The sequence below is a fragment of the Prosthecobacter sp. genome, from assembly GCF_044373815.1.
Classification (GTDB): domain Bacteria; phylum Verrucomicrobiota; class Verrucomicrobiia; order Verrucomicrobiales; family Verrucomicrobiaceae; genus Prosthecobacter.
In genome coordinates this window covers 1-14449 of sequence record NZ_JBIPNG010000127.1, presented here as the reverse complement: position 1 = coordinate 14449, position 14449 = coordinate 1, and the positions used below count along the sequence as shown (strand labels likewise).

11 protein-coding genes and 1 pseudogene are annotated in these 14449 nt (G+C 60.2%); 5 read left to right on the top strand and 7 right to left on the bottom strand.

What is annotated here, in order from left to right; all coding sequences use genetic code 11:
- Positions 1-737, top strand: a pseudogene (locus ACIREA_RS12520) (Lrp/AsnC family transcriptional regulator); the annotation flags it as partial.
- A 137-nt stretch (positions 738-874) separates the two neighbouring features.
- Positions 875-5167, top strand: coding sequence for a hypothetical protein (locus ACIREA_RS12515; RefSeq protein ID WP_397382610.1), 4293 nt, complete (start codon positions 875-877; stop codon positions 5165-5167).
- Between the two features lie 72 nt (positions 5168-5239).
- On the opposite strand, the gene ACIREA_RS12510 is transcribed toward ACIREA_RS12515, so the two are convergent.
- From ACIREA_RS12510 to ACIREA_RS12480, 7 genes are all read right to left on the bottom strand, one after another.
- On the bottom strand, positions 5240-5848 hold the full coding sequence (locus ACIREA_RS12510; RefSeq protein WP_397382609.1) for a GrpB family protein: 609 nt from the start codon (positions 5846-5848) through the stop codon (positions 5240-5242).
- A gap of 77 nt (positions 5849-5925) precedes the next feature.
- On the bottom strand, positions 5926-6615 hold the full coding sequence (locus ACIREA_RS12505) for a hypothetical protein (RefSeq protein WP_397382608.1): 690 nt from the start codon (positions 6613-6615) through the stop codon (positions 5926-5928).
- Positions 6616-6673: 58 nt separating this feature from the next.
- Positions 6674-7096: a hypothetical protein gene (locus ACIREA_RS12500; protein ID WP_397382607.1), complete on the bottom strand. Its 423-nt coding sequence runs from the start codon at positions 7094-7096 to the stop codon at positions 6674-6676.
- A gap of 1282 nt (positions 7097-8378) precedes the next feature.
- Entirely contained in the window at positions 8379-8921 is a 543-nt protein-coding gene (locus ACIREA_RS12495) for a glycerophosphodiester phosphodiesterase (RefSeq protein ID WP_397382606.1), read from the bottom strand.
- 403 nt (positions 8922-9324) lie between these two features.
- The gene (locus tag ACIREA_RS12490) at positions 9325-10029 is read right to left on the bottom strand and encodes a hypothetical protein (protein WP_397382605.1); all 705 of its coding nucleotides are present in this window, start codon (positions 10027-10029) and stop codon (positions 9325-9327) included.
- 137 nt (positions 10030-10166) lie between these two features.
- A complete protein-coding gene (locus ACIREA_RS12485) occupies positions 10167-11030 on the bottom strand; it encodes a sugar phosphate isomerase/epimerase family protein (protein WP_397382604.1) in 864 nt (287 codons plus the stop codon).
- Between the two features lie 224 nt (positions 11031-11254).
- The gene (locus ACIREA_RS12480; protein WP_397382603.1) at positions 11255-11878 is read right to left on the bottom strand and encodes a hypothetical protein; all 624 of its coding nucleotides are present in this window, start codon (positions 11876-11878) and stop codon (positions 11255-11257) included.
- Positions 11879-12002: 124 nt separating this feature from the next.
- Here ACIREA_RS12480 and ACIREA_RS12475 point away from each other — a divergent pair, with 124 nt between their 5' ends.
- From ACIREA_RS12475 to ACIREA_RS12465, 3 genes are all read left to right on the top strand, one after another.
- A complete protein-coding gene (locus ACIREA_RS12475; protein WP_397382602.1) occupies positions 12003-12629 on the top strand; it encodes a PEP-CTERM sorting domain-containing protein in 627 nt (208 codons plus the stop codon).
- Between the two features lie 43 nt (positions 12630-12672).
- The gene (locus ACIREA_RS12470) at positions 12673-14169 is read left to right on the top strand and encodes an NUDIX domain-containing protein (protein ID WP_397382601.1); all 1497 of its coding nucleotides are present in this window, start codon (positions 12673-12675) and stop codon (positions 14167-14169) included.
- Between the two features lie 94 nt (positions 14170-14263).
- On the top strand, positions 14264-14449 hold a 186-nt coding region (locus ACIREA_RS12465), incomplete at its 3' end, for a hypothetical protein (RefSeq protein WP_397382600.1).

Sequence of the window (14449 nt, the reverse complement as noted above, 5' to 3'; positions counted from 1 at the left end):
ATGACATCAACCAGCATTGCGATGTGCTGGCGAAGCTGATCGGCGCGGAAAGCTACTACACCATGGAGGCCCACGGCATCTTCGCCCTGGGCGTGGGCCATGTGCGCCGCAAGACGCTGGAGCCCGGCGAGCGCGCCGAAGTGCCTGCCGTGATGATGACCACCAACATCGCCGAACTGGATGAGGAAGAGTGGAACGTGCTGCTGCACCTCAAGGGAGACCTGAGCGTGGACGAAGTCGGCCCAAATCCCTGGGAAGGCCGCGCCAAGGCAGCGGGTGTCTCGTTTGAGAAATTCTGTGAAGTCGCCAAGCAGCTCGACAAAAAAGGCGTCATCGGCCGCTTCTCCACCTTCCTGGAGCATGTGAAGCCCAGCTCCACGGGTGTGCGCGTCACGCGCTTCAATGCACTCTTCCACTGGAAGGTGCCGAAGGGCATGGAAGAACGGGCCGGTGGCGAAGTGGGCCGCCACACCATCATGACCCACGCTTACTGGCGTGAAGGCGGTGAGCGCTTTGCCAACGTGAACATCATGGGTGTCATCCACGGCACCGACAAAGAAATGGTGCTGGCCCACAAGGCTGCCATCGACACTCACCTGGCCGAAGAAGGCATCCCGCTGGAATACACGAACGTGTTCTGGGGCGGCCGCAGCGAAATCAAGCCCAGCGAGATCTCACCGATCGTGTTCAAGGAATGGCACGCGAAGTGGAAGGATGTGGCGGGGCCGGTGGTGTAAATTAAGCTGATTCGATTTTTTCAAGGAAGGAGCCATTCGCATTAGTGCGTGGTGACGGGTGATTTCGTGGGCTGAACATGAAGAGCTTTTCATCTGCTTTTCCTCATGTGTGCGGATTGATTCATGGCAGGTGATCCATGAAACGAATCCTCTTATTTTCCGTCTTTCTCCTGTGCGCTGAATGGTCGGCTCTGGCGGAGAATCCCACTGCAGCCGCAGACTTCACGATCAACACCACGGTCGTCACGCAGAGCCCAGACCGCTATGGCACGAACATCGCGATCAATGGCTTTCCAGATTACAACAACAAGGTCATGGACCCCGGCTTCGAGCCGTTCGTGCTGCGCAAGATGGGCACGGCCACGGGTGGTGGTGCGGACTATCTGATCAATGCCGCGAATGCGACGACCACCGTCTATGATTTGCTGGGAGACGGCTTCTTCGACGGCGCTGGCATCCGGGTGTACCGAGTGGTTGGCGGACAGGTGACGCTGCTGCGCACAGGGACGATCACGCAATACATCGGCGGCTTTAACCGGCTGATCAGCAACCGCCTCACGAGCACGACATTCAATGATGGTGGGCTTGTCGCCGGCAAGACGTACTACTACACAGTGCGGGCCTACGATTCGTCGGGCAACACATCGGTGAACTCGAATGTACAAAGCCTTGTGGCGCTGGCGAGCGGTGGTGTGGCGGATACGGTGACGGGCACGGTCACCCAGACAATCACGGACTCCGTGGCCCCTGCGGCACCGACCGGACTTGTGGCCACGGCGAATGCCAACGGCACCGTGACACTGACATGGAATGCGAACAGCGAGTCCGACCTCTACGGCTACTGGGTCTATCGCGCCGAGTCAGATCCGACGCTGCACAACCGCATCTATCTCAGTGGCAGCGGTGCTGCGCTGACGAATGGAGATGTTTACATCATCGACTCGAATCCTGACAACGTGCCGATGAACAAGATCAGCCCGCGGGTGCAGAGCTTCTTCAACGGCAACGACACCTGGCGCGAGACTGGCACAGGTTTGACGAAGCTGCGCGACAACACCACCACCTGCCCGGAGAACGGGGGCAGGACGAGCATGAAGCTCAGCACCACGGGCACTGGCGAAGCAAGCGTGCGGCAGTTCCGTCTTGCCACGCCGGATGGCTTTTACGGAGCACTCGCGCCCAACACGACGTATCGCGCCGAGGTGTGGCTGAAGCAGCAGGGCGTGCCCGGCGGTGCGGTCACGTTCCGACTTACGGGGCCCTACAGCGGCATCTCGAACACTTGGACAGGCGTTACGGGCACCTGGCAAAAGTTCACATGCCAGTTCACCACCTCGGCCACCTATCCGTTTCAAAGCCAGGGAACGTCGGAGATCGTGCTCGCCTTCACCGGTCCGGGGGATGTGTGGATGGACAACTTCTATCTCTATGATCCGACGAAGCCGAAGTTTGAAATGCGAGCTGAAGCGAAGCAGCAGCTCGTGGACTTCTCGCCGGGCTGGATTCGTTCCCACACCGGCCATACGGACGCGACCTGGGGATCTACGATGGAGGACTGGACGAACGAAGATGCGCTGGCGCAGAATCAGTTTGCGAACGGCGGTGGTCGCACGCGCCCGGAGCAGCCTTATCATCTGCCCTTCATGCTGCAACTGGCGAAGGACAGCGGTGCGAATCCCTGGCTCATTGTGGGCAGCTACATGAGCGAGCAGGAGTGGGCAAACTTCATGGAATATCTCGCCGGTCCGGCAGGCACGCCGTATGGCGACAAACGCATCGCGCAGCGTGGCGGCATCACCACGCCGTGGACCGCTGAGTTTCCGCGTCTGCGAATTGAGTATGGCAACGAGATGTGGAACCCCACCTTTGAGTGGGGGCTCAGCGGCGTGGCGAACGGTCAGTTTGCCGAGTACTTTTTCAACCAGGCGCGGCAGAGTCCTTACTTTGCTGCGATTGCGAGCAAGCTGGACTTTGTGATCGATGGCCAGCTCGTGTCCGCAGCCACGAACGGCTACGCGGCCTCTGGCATGCAGGTCACGCCTGCGGCAGGGGCGCCGGGACGACTCGCGACGTATGCAAACCTCGCGATGTACATCGGCGGCTGGGATGCGAACATCATCATCGGCGGCGGGCAGGTGAACTCAGCAGGCTTTGCGGACTACCTCATGTATTCGGGCACTTACGGGAAGTATTGGTTTGATCAGCAGGCGCAGACGCGAGACACGATCACCGCGCAGGGTCGTGCCTACAAACTCGGCAACTACGAGTGCGGCCCGGGCTACGGCCTGCCCAGCGGGGGCAATCAATTCAATGCTGTCTCAGAGGCGTATGGCAAGTCCCTCGCTGCTGGCGTGGCCACGCTCGACTGCTTTCTCTACGGCACCTATAAGCGTGTCGATCCACAGTGTTACTTCACGCTGCAGATGGGCACGAACTGGGCCTCTCATGCCTATCTGAACAACGGCAACTACCCGTATGCGAGCTGGCTCGCGCTGCAGATGAGAAACCGCTATGTCAGTGGAGACATGCTCGCGACTTCGATCAACACGGTGCCCACACATGATCAACCCGCGTGGATTAATTCAACCAACGGCGGTGTGGCTGCACCCGCCGCACCCAGCACGCCGCTCACGGCATGCTACGCCTTTCGTGATGGCGGCAAATACTCTGTCTTTGTGCTCTCACGCAAATACAGCGGAGACACTCCCGTGACGCTGCGTCTGCCGTTCAATGCGGTCTCCAGCGCCACGCTCTACAAGCTCACCGGCGCACCCGACGCACGCAATGACCAAGGAGTGTGCAACATTCAGGAGCAGCAGCAGGCCGTGACCGACTTCGCGCAAACCTATGCATTCACGCTGCCCGCGAGTTCCGCGTATCTCTATGTCTTCAATGGTGCGAGCACTGTGACTGAGACGAACCCGACCTGCACGATCACACAGGCGCTGGCCCAGGTCGATCCCACCTCGAAACAAAGCATCTCGTTCAACGTCCACTTCAGCCAGCCGATCACCGGCTTCACCGCGGGTGATGTCATCGTTGGAGGAACCGCTGGCGCGACCACCGTGACGGTGACCGAGATCGCGCCGAATCTTGGGACGGATTTTCAAGTCGATGTCGTTGGTATGACGAACAGCGGTGCCGTCACCATCAATGTGCCTGCAAACGCCGCGTTCAATGCCAGTGCTCAGGGCAACGTGGCGGCCTCAGTCATCGACAACAGCGTGCAGTTCAACATGGCGCCGTTCGTTGCGTATGATGATTTCAACCTCGCGCCATCGAGCGCGCCGACGGCTCCCTTCTTGAATGCCGTTAACACCGGCGCAGGCTTCGCCGCAGCGTGGCAGCTGACGAACTTCAGCGCCGCCACGTATGGGGACGGCTACAAGCTCGCGACTACCACACCGCTCTCCTATCTCAATCTCCGCCGCAGCGGCAGCTACGCCGCAGGCGGGAAAAGCTTTGATGTGGCTGCGCGCCTGCTGGATGTGGACAACACCTTTGCGTTTTACAAGATCGGCGGCAGTTCCCCGTCAGCCATCGGGCGCAGCGGCACCACGCTGTGGATGAGCGCGATGTTTCGCAAAGACACCACGGACAACAACCGCCTGCTGCTGTTCACGCTGCCCAGCACCAGCAACATCAGCGTGGGTGGCAGCAATCTCGGCTTTGGTTTCTGCGGAGACATCCCTGCGGTGTCGATGGTTGGCAGCACCCGCTACTGGTCGCTGCAAGTGCGCAACGCCACCAACAACGGCTTTGATTGCGTGCGCAGCAATGTGCCCGTCGTCTCCGGTCAAACCGCGCTGCTCGTGCTGCGGTGCGCGTTTGGTGCCACGGATACCTTTGATCTTTTCGTCAATCCAGCCTCCCTCGGCGGCAGCGCTCCTGCCAGCGCCGATGCGACCTGGACGACAACCGGCGCAACGAACATCAGCCTCGCCATGCTCGGCTACGGCGGTGGCACCACCGGCGCGAATCAGTCGGCTATCGACGAGATCCGCTTTGGTCAAAGTTTCGCCGATGTCACTCCGCCATTCACGCCGAGTGAGACGTGGCGCATGACCCACTTTGGCACGGCGGCAGCCACGGGAAATGCCGCCGATCTTGCCGACCCTGACAACGATGGTGCGCAGAATCTCATGGAGTATGCGCTTGGATCCCTGCCGACGAACTCCAGCGTGCACAACGCCCCGGTGAGTGCTACCACCTCGATCAACGGCCAGGACTACCTCTCGCTCAACGTACCATGGAACACGAGCGCCACCGATGTGACCTTCGCTGTCGAAGTTTCCGGTGATCTCATCACCTGGAACTCCGGCCCCGCTTACACGACCGTCGTCAGCTCCGGAGTCTATCTCGTGGTTCGTGACAACATTCCGATGAGCACTGCCGTGAAGCGCTTCATGCGGCTGAGGGTCACTCGTTGATGTGTGGAAGCGGCCATTCGTTCAGTGTGTCTTCATACTCTGGCTTCTGCAACTGGACGACGCTGATCGTGTTCAAGGAATGGCACGCGAAGAGGAAGGATGTGGCGGGGCCGGTGGTGTGAAAGCTGTGCCTGATGTTTTTTGCATGGAAATGCCCGGCGCGGCTCGTGTGAGGATTTCCTCCACCACTGCGCTCTTGGCATTTGCATACGCGTTCATGTCCGGCCAGTCCTGCTGCGCGAGCCTGCGTTTGACTGACTCATAGAGCTGCCGGTCTGCGGCGTGGGTGCGCAGCCAGTCGCGAAGCAGTGCATGCCGGGTGTGCTCCACGCAGCCGATGGTGAAAACATGAATGTGAACGTCCAACTCCGGGGTGCGGAGCATGCGGTGCTCATGCCAGTCCGGCTCACGCACGCGGAGGACGTAGCCTGCTGCCACCAGCGCATCCAGGTAGGCGGCTTCGTCGGCGGAGTCTGCGACGAGCACGTCGATGTCGATGATGGGCTTGGCGGCCAGTCCGGGAACGGAGGTTGAGCCCACATGCTCGATGATGAGCGCCTTGGAACCCAGGGCCTGGGAGATGCGCGCGGCATGGTGGTCAAACTTCGCCGCCCAGCACGGGTCGTGATCCACGATCACGATCTCGCGCTTTTCGGTGCCGCCGATCAGGACTTCGCTCATGGCCGTCGTTTAGAATAGATGATGGGAAAAGTTCACGGGCAATTCCAGCCTTTGGGCTTTCGTTATTTCTCAGAAGTTCATTGATGCAGATCCTTCACCCAGATGAGGGCATACGTGAAGCCCAGGCCAAAGCTTTTCTCAACCAGGAAGACATCGTAGTCGAGGCTTCCGACCTGACCCGATGCGAAATGGCGCAGAGCGCCCGAGGCTCCGGCAAACTGGCCGAGGGTGCTGCGCGGCAGCTTGTGGCCTGCTTGGGGATGGGCCAGCACATCGAGTGCGGCGTCCATATTGTCCGCGCATTGGAGGAGACAGCGGCTGAGGGCGACGGTGATTGCAAAGGCGGTGCCATCACCAGCGCCGGCGGCATCACGCTCGCGCTGATAGTCCGGCAGTGCGGTGCGCAGTTCCGCCCAGGTCTGGGCCAGCACATTGAAGGCAGGCTGGTAGACCGGGTCGAGTCCGGCATCACGCAAGGCGGCGGTCAGTGAGGGTGTCTTGAGCACGGCACCGGCCACCACGCGCTCCGGGTCGGCCAGGCCATTGAGCGCTGCAACGAAGCCGCTGAAATCCTCGTGCCCGTAAGAGGTGGTCGCCACCTCGTACAGGTTCGATCCGCGCGGAATCGTGACGCTCACGCTGGCCGGGGCGGAGACGTCCTCCATCTTCACGGCAGGCAGCGGCGGGACGACGGCCTTGGGCGGCTTGCGGTTGCAACCGGGTGCCAGCAGGAGAAGAGGGAGGATGGGGAGCAGCAGGTGACGCATACGGTTCTGTGGCAGGCCTTGCCTCAGCATGCATCGCCGAGAGGTAACGTGGGATTGCTCACTTCTTCCGCTGTTTGGGAATGGCGATGGTGACGGAGTAGTGTCCGGCGCCGTTGGGGGAATCGGCCAGATAGAGAATGAAACCGCAGGTGGTGGGCTCCAGGGCCACGACGTCGCGGCCCTGGCGCTTGACGATGGTGGCATGGGGGAGATCCAGACTGGCAAACTCGGCCCACTGGGCCGGTGTCTTGCGCGGGTTGTTCCAAGGCTTGCCCTTGAACGTCATGTCATCGGGCTCGGACCAGTGGAGGTGCGTCCATTTCACCTGCTCTGGGGTGAAGGTGAACTTTTCGCTGCCGTCGATCTGTCCGGAGATCGTGAGGTATTCATAGGGATCCACCGGGGGCTTGGGGGCGGAGCAGCAGCTGCTGAGGATGACGAGAAGGAACAGGGCAGAAGCAACAGCGGACAGGGACTTCATGGGATGGGAGGACTACTACGGCATGAGTGCTTTCCGAAGCTATCTGAAACAAGGTTGGGGTGTCCAACCTTTTTGGAACGCGATGGGAAATCACGAGCGCAGGAGCGTGCTCGCACCGTCGTTCCAGACTCACTCAGTGGAAAGTGATGCTGTGGCGCGTTTTGTTTCATCCATCGCAGGCAGGGCTGGCAAGTTCGTTTTCATGAGGACGTTAAGGAAAAGTTCGCCGTCCTCAGCCGTGAGCCTGAGTTCCGATGTGAGCTCGCGCATCACTTGAACCGCTTCATCAAGCAACCCCAAGTCCATGTATCCCTCCATCACGTCGCACTTCCTTTGGAGTTCTCCGAGAGTGATTGGGGTGGAGAGGCTGGCGATTGGCTGGTTGGGACTGATCATGAATAAGCCTTCGGATCACGTCCAAACAACGGTCGTATCATTTAGCTTCAGTGCGGGCTGAATTTTCATTAAGTTCTCATAAAGATCGGCGCCTCGCTGCTGCAGGGCCTTCACGAGCCAGCGTGTCCGGACCGCGTGGCTGATCATGCAGCGAGAAGGGCGGAGGCGGGGCAGGGGGGCCAATGCCCCGGCCCGCGCCCCCGCTTTCACCCAGAAACCGTGGAGTACTTCCACCATTTCAACCATTTCAACGCCTGGGTATTCGCGCGCATGTGCACGCTCACTCCCACTTGAACTCGTAGGTCACGAGGTTGCCTTTTTTGGAGAGCTGCTTGCAGCGGCCTTGCTCGATGAGGTGGGGGAAGATCTAGCCATCGCAGCCCAGGGGCACCCCATTTATCCCGTGGCTGTCCATCAGGTGGATCAAGCCTGGCTCCGGCGCGTGCCACCTGCGCACGTGATGAGCCAGGGTCACAGGGTCAAACCAGGGTCAAAACGGATTTTGACCCTTAGGGTCACAGGTTCACAGGGTCACGACCTATATATAGGTCGTGACCCTGTGAACCTGAACCTGACCAATGGTGAACCTGAAATGAACCTGAATCCTACCACTAAGGTGGGAATTAACACCCGCCGCCGGGCTTAGGATTCCAGGCATGAGTGGCGCCCAATGGAGAGCCTGTTTCGTTCCTTGGCGCGCCATGGGCAAAGCCTTCGGGTGCTTCCACGCGCGTAGCCACCCCCAGCACAGTCTGCGGGATGCCTGTGCCACGGGGTTTAGGTTCACTGGGTTCTGGGGATGGGGCGGGTGTCCCATCAAGGCGGAATGTTTGTCAATCATTTGCCTGCCCCTGTTTCCTCACCCTGCCCACGTTTCCTGCCTTGGTTACCCTTTCACAAATTCACGAAAGCCGCGTCCACCCCCCAGCTCCTGCACGCTGCGCCGGGAGCGCAGCTCCCACACGCAGCTCGCGAAGACCTCATAGCCTCGCTGCTGCAGGGCCTTCACGAGCCATCGTGTCAGCACCGATTGGTTGATCATGCAGCACTGCCAGGGCTGCTGCTTCCACAGCGCCACAAGGGCCGGGAGCAGGCCAAAGCGAGCCAGACGCACGTCCGGCATCAACTGCCGCATCCTTCGCAAAACGCCGCTCCGGTGCGAAGCAAAGACCACCTTGTCCCAATGGATATGCGGCGCCAGATACTCGGCCACGCAGATGAGATCTGCCTCGGTATAATTGCCCTTGAGGTGGGCGATGAGGCTCATGTGGGAGCCGAGTTCCGCCAGGCAATCGCGCAGCTCGGACTTCGAGTTCCACCCATGATGCGCGCAATGGAATCCGCCGTCCGCAGCACGCACCACGTCCAGCTCCACAAAGTCTGCTTGATGCCGCACGGCCAAGCACACCCCGGCAGGTTTGTTTTGCATTCCCTTTCCCATGCCTCCTCGGTGCGCGATGGTTTTCATGAGGCAGTGTGAATCACGGTGCGGACAGTTGCAGCCATTTCTGAATCGGATTTCTATGCATGGCCTTTAACTCCGTAGTCGCAGATGGATTGCGTGAGAGCTGAAAGGCGGGTGCCTTTGGAAAGGGGGAGAGCAGCAGGGATGGCAGGCGGCTCTGGGGCGAAGGATTCTAGGGACGCGCACAACGCGTCCCTACCATCCCGGCGCGGCGTCTCGGGATGGTAGGGAACCGCTGCGTCGGGGCCGTGATCATGGGGCTATGACGTCTCAGGCGTTGAAAAAGGTGCGCCGTCCTTGGGGCGTTGAAAGGCAGTTGGAGCGGCGGGTAGCTAAATGAATGGCTTTTTTATCCAAAAGATGGCGACTAGCGCAGTAGTTCCATCACTCTTTTCAACTCGGGATCGCACGGAGGCGGTGTCAGGCGAATTTTGGGTGGATCCTCTGCAGGTGAGTCCGGCTTGGCCTCTGTCCACTGTGCAGTATTGATGAAGCCATCAAACTCGTTCGAATAAGTTATGTCTGGCAGTTCGCTGACCAATAAAAAACGCATTTTGGTCTTTAGAGATCCCGCAAAAACGGGAACTGCGAATGTCCAACAGTGTTTGTCAGGCAAGAAAACGCGATGATAGCTGTTGCCACAGTCGCTGTGAGACATGTGTTCAATAGGTTTCCAAACCCCTTCGGGCGTTTGTGCCTGACGGATGATGTGAACTCTGGAATCTTGAGCCCTGAATGTCACTTCTTTGCCACTACGATTGAAGACCATAAGCTGAAACCCGCGAAATACGGGCCCGTTTTGGTAGGGGCTATATGTAACCTGCTGATCCGCCAGGACAACGAGAGACAGAGTGTTTGGGGGGGCTAATTTATCGATCTTGATGCCCTGAGGCATGTTGTCACTCTTATAAAAGCCCCCCAAGTCTGACGGATCTGTTCTGCTTCCCGCAAAATAAAGGCTTTCACCAATCCCGAAAACCGACAGCGGTTTCAGTTCCTCCGCATAGCAGCCAACTGAAATGAACAGTGATGCTAATGCAACGAACTCGAGTTTGAAGTGTGTTAGGCTCATTGCTGCTTGATCTTATCTGTAAGTATTTTGCCCGGCTTGTCCATCGAGGATCAAGAACATAACCGTTCACAATGAAAAACGCCTTCCCCTTTTCAGGAGAAGGCGTCGAGTGAATCGAAAGATTCGTGTGGCCTAACTTACGCCACGATCGGATGCAGGTTGGTCTTGCACCACTCGCCGTTCTGCATGGTCACGCCATCGGGGTCATCGACGGCGACGTGGGCTTCGTCTTCGCAGATGATCCAGCCGGAGTAATTGCGGGAGACGAGCCACTCGGTGATCTTGTGGAAGTCGAGCTTGCCGGTGCCCATCTGGGCCCAAGGCTCGGCGCCGTTGCCGGAGTAGTCCTTGTAATGGATGTGGTTCACCAGGTGCTGCCACTTGTTGAGGGTGGCGATGACGTCCATGCCGCCGCGGATGATGTGGCCCACATCGGGAGTCCAGCCGGTGACTTTGGGGTCGAGGCTGCTGAGGACGACGTCGTAGTCTTCCTGGGTGCGGACGAGGGAGGCGGGTGGGGAGTTTGGGTGGTAGGAGCACTTGAGGCCGAGATCAGCAGCGCGCTTGGAGACGGCGTTGACGTTCTTGGCGATGTTGAGGCGGCGGCTCTGAAGGTTGTCTTTGCGACCGCTTGGCAGCGTCACCGTGCCGAGCATGGAGCCGGGGAAGTGCTTGAGGAAGTTGAGGGTGAAGTCAGCGGCTTCCTTTTCATTCGGCGCTTCGGTTTCACCATCCCAGGCGCAGACGAGGGCGAGGCCGGCGAGCTGCACGTTGTACTTCTGCAGCACGTCCTTGAGCTTGATGGGGTCGATGAAGTCACCGAGCCAGTACTTGGAGCAGCCGAGGGCGCTCTGGGAGATCTCCAGCACCATCGGCTCGATGCCGGTGAAGCCTGCTTCTGAGGCGACCTTGATCATGTGGTCGAGCTTGTTGTCGTAGCCTTTGCCGGTGCCCTGCATGAACCAGGTGTAGACTTCGGAACCGAATTGGATTTTGCCCATGGTGTGAGTGTGGTTGTGGGTTTGCTGTGGAGAAATCACGACGGTCAGTGCGACCGGTGGAGCGCCATTGGAGCGAACGAGCGTGAACTGTAAAGCGGCAAAATGCTGTGGGAGCCTACAGATCAGATCAACACCGCAGAGATGGGAACGCCGCAGAGTTCTTCTGAAACAACCTCTGCGGCGTTGCAGCCTCTGCGGTGTAAATCTCAATGTTTTCCAAGGAGCTACGGCTTCTCCGGTGGCGGGGGCAGGCCTGCGGGAATGGTGGGCTTGTCGCGGTCGCGGATGTCGTGGGCGATCTCTGCGATGACGTTGGTGCTTTCGCGGCGTTTGGTTTTGGTGAGCTTGAGCGGGATGCGCAGGCTGCCGCGTGAGAGGCCGCTGCGGCGGCTGACGACGACTTCGGCGTCAAGGACGATGTCGTGCTGCTTTTCGGCATCGAGGCTGACGTAGGGGCCCAGGAGCAGGCTGGCGCGGGTGGTGCCGGAGGTTTGGGTGGGCTTGAATTCGGCCCGGCCGGCAAAGCCACGGGGCTCCATGGGGGCCGTGAAGCCGTCCGCACCGCTGAGGCGCATGCTCTTGATTTCAAACCACTGCTGATCCCCGGGCTGGCCAAAGGCGTGCAGGCGCATCTGGTAGGGGCCGACTTCGGCGACCATGGCCCCGCCGACGACCATGGCGCTGAGGGCCACGCCGGATTCCGTGGCCTTGGGGATGAACTCCACCCTGAAGGCGCTGCCGCCTGCCGTGGGTGCCGGGGCGCTGGACTGGTAGTCGTAATGCGTGGTGAAGACGTGGACGCAGGAGGGGAGCCAGAGGAGGGCCAGCAAGGAGAGCAGGGGGCGCATGCGAGCCAAAATGCAGGGGTGTGAGGCGGGAAGCGAGCCTGAAATGGGGCGGCGGAAACTTCGGAGTTGGAAAACAATCAGCGGCATTGACAATATCTGTGATATTTAATATAATTACAATAACATGCCGGTTTCTCGCATTCTCGCCCTCCTTGCTGCTCTCGCCCTGCCTTTAGGCTCGGTGCAGGCGCTGACTTGGGACGAGACGATCAATGGGGAGCTGTCTGGCGATGGTAATGCGCCGACGCTCATTGGCACCCTGGATGCAGGCGTTAATTTGTTTTCAGGCACCATGGGTTCTCTGGGCGGCACAGGGCCGCTGGATGCGGACGTCTGGAATTTTACCATCGCCGCAGGATACTACCTGACAGGGATCAATCTGGTCGATTATTCGGCCCAGAGCGGCAGCCTGACCAACGAATCCTTCATGGCGATCGCCAATGGCGGTACGATCGACTTCAATGATCCATTGGGGCACTTGAGCAACTCCCTGTGGGGCTACGGGCAGGATGGCTTTGGGAACACCTACGTCGACCTGTTCAATCTGCTGGATGTCGGGCCGATGTTTGCCGGCATCGGCTTTGATGGGCCGCTGCCTTCGGGAAACTACACGTTCTGGATCCAGGAGGGGTCTGACCAAGTCAGCTACGGAATTGAATTTGTGACCGCACCCGTACCGGTGCCGGAGCCGGGCAGCCTGCTCCTGCTGGGAGTGGCGGGGCTGTGGTCGCTGCGCCGTCGTCGGCGGTGAATGGTTTGCAAAGCGGCGTGGCCGCAGCTAAGGCGGGCGGCACATGATTCGGAATCTCTTGTTCGACTGGTCCGGGACGCTGGTGGATGACCTGCCCGGCGTGGTGGGTGCTGTGAACGGCATGCTGCGTGCCGCCGGTGCTGCGGAAATGACGCGGGAGGAGTTCAAGGGGAGCTTTCGACTGCCTTACACCGAGTTTTTCGCGGAGGTGCTGCCCGGTCTGGCGGTGGAGCGCCTGCAGGAGCTCTACCTGGAGCATTTTACCCATGCGCATGCGGACATCGAGATCCTGCCCCATGCGCGGGAGTTTATCCAGTTCGCCGCTGCCACGGGACGGCGACTGGTGGTGCTGAGCAGTGCGCCGCTGCCGCATGTGATGGCCCAGGCGGAGGCACTGGGCGTGCGGGATGCCTTTGAAGTCATGCGCTGCGGCGTCATCGACAAACGCACGGAAATCCACACGCTGCTAGCAGAGCTGGACATGGCGGCCGCAGAGACCGCCTTCATCGGCGACATGCGGCATGACATTGATGCAGGTCACGCCGCCGGGGTGGTGACCATCGCCACGTGCACGGGGTATGAGAGCGCCGAGACGCTCATGACCTCCGCGCCGGACATGCTGGTGCCGGATCTCTCACGCCTGCCCGCCCTGCTGGGGCCTTTGACTGGGGGAGATGGCGCCTATCCGGTGTCCACGGTGGGCGCGCTCATTTTGAACTCGAAAGAGGAGATGCTGCTCATCCGCACGCACAAGTGGAGCCACCGCTGGGGCATCCCCGGGGGCAAGATCAAACGCGGCGAGTCGTGCGAGGCGGCGCTGGTGCGCGAGATCTTGGAGGAAACGGCGCTCACGTTACAAGACATCGAATTCGTCATGGTGCAGGACTGCATCGAGCCCGTGGAGTTTCAGCGTTCCGCGCACTTCCTGCTGCTGAACTACATCGCACGCTGTGCCGAGGCTGAGCCGCAGGTGGTGTTGAACGAGGAGGCGCAGGCCTTTCAGTGGCTGCCGCTGGCCGAGGCCCTGCAGATGGACTTAAACATTCCCACCCGCATCCTGCTGGATGAGTGCCTGCGGAAGGGGCTGCTGGGTGGAGTGGCGAAAGAAGCGCCCAAGACTCCAACACCTGCGGGGACTTCCGCATTGTCAGATCCCAAGCCCCGGCTAAAAACTCCCCATCTCATGCTTCCCCCTGACGAAATCCGCATTGCCGCCCTGCGACTGACCACGCACATCGGTGTTCCCGAGGCGGAGCGGGCTGAGGCCCAGGTGCTGGTGGCGGATGTCACCCTGCGCATCCGCAGGCGGTTCGAGGCGATGAACGATGACCTCACCGCCACGATCGACTACGCCGCCGTCGCCGCGCGGCTGCAGGCCCTGGCGGCGGAGCGGCCGCGCAGGCTGATCGAAACCCTCGCCGCTGAGATGGCGGCCTGCGTGCTGGAGGAGTTTCAAGCCATTGGTGTCACCCTGGAATTGCGCAAACGCATCCTGCCGGACACGGATCATGTGGCCGTGCGTCTGGTGCGTGGAGAGTGAACGAAATGGCGGGGGCGGCGTCCAAGACCCCCGATCTCGCCGGTCAGGGCCAGCCTGCCCGGCGCACGTGCTGTGCATTCCACTCTGCCAAACCATGAAATCTCTGCGCCTCCTCGTTGCTGCTTTGCTTGCCTCCACGCTGCTCAGCTCCTGTAGTTTTGAGCATGCCGACTCCCGCCTGCCCACGGTTTCCCAGCAGGATGCCAATGATGTGAGCTGGGGCCTGGCGCCGCGCAAAGTGCGGGGGAACCCGAAGATGCGCTACCAATACAACGCCCGG

What these genes read in the sequence shown, in the direction of transcription:
- ACIREA_RS12505 (WP_397382608.1), bottom strand. Translation starts at nt 6,615, where the DNA reads ATGCGTCACCTGCTGCTCCCCATCCTCCCTCTTCTCCTGCTGGCACCC.
- ACIREA_RS12485 (WP_397382604.1), bottom strand. Translation starts at nt 11,030, where the DNA reads ATGGGCAAAATCCAATTCGGTTCCGAAGTCTACACCTGGTTCATGCAG.
- ACIREA_RS12495 (WP_397382606.1), bottom strand. Translation starts at nt 8,921, where the DNA reads ATGCAAAACAAACCTGCCGGGGTGTGCTTGGCCGTGCGGCATCAAGCA.
- ACIREA_RS12480 (WP_397382603.1), bottom strand. Translation starts at nt 11,878, where the DNA reads ATGCGCCCCCTGCTCTCCTTGCTGGCCCTCCTCTGGCTCCCCTCCTGC.
- ACIREA_RS12500 (WP_397382607.1), bottom strand. Translation starts at nt 7,096, where the DNA reads ATGAAGTCCCTGTCCGCTGTTGCTTCTGCCCTGTTCCTTCTCGTCATC.
- ACIREA_RS12475 (WP_397382602.1), top strand. Translation starts at nt 12,003, where the DNA reads ATGCCGGTTTCTCGCATTCTCGCCCTCCTTGCTGCTCTCGCCCTGCCT.
- ACIREA_RS12490 (WP_397382605.1), bottom strand. Translation starts at nt 10,029, where the DNA reads ATGAGCCTAACACACTTCAAACTCGAGTTCGTTGCATTAGCATCACTG.
- ACIREA_RS12510 (WP_397382609.1), bottom strand. Translation starts at nt 5,848, where the DNA reads ATGAGCGAAGTCCTGATCGGCGGCACCGAAAAGCGCGAGATCGTGATC.
- ACIREA_RS12515 (WP_397382610.1), top strand. Translation starts at nt 875, where the DNA reads ATGAAACGAATCCTCTTATTTTCCGTCTTTCTCCTGTGCGCTGAATGG.
- ACIREA_RS12470 (WP_397382601.1), top strand. Translation starts at nt 12,673, where the DNA reads ATGATTCGGAATCTCTTGTTCGACTGGTCCGGGACGCTGGTGGATGAC.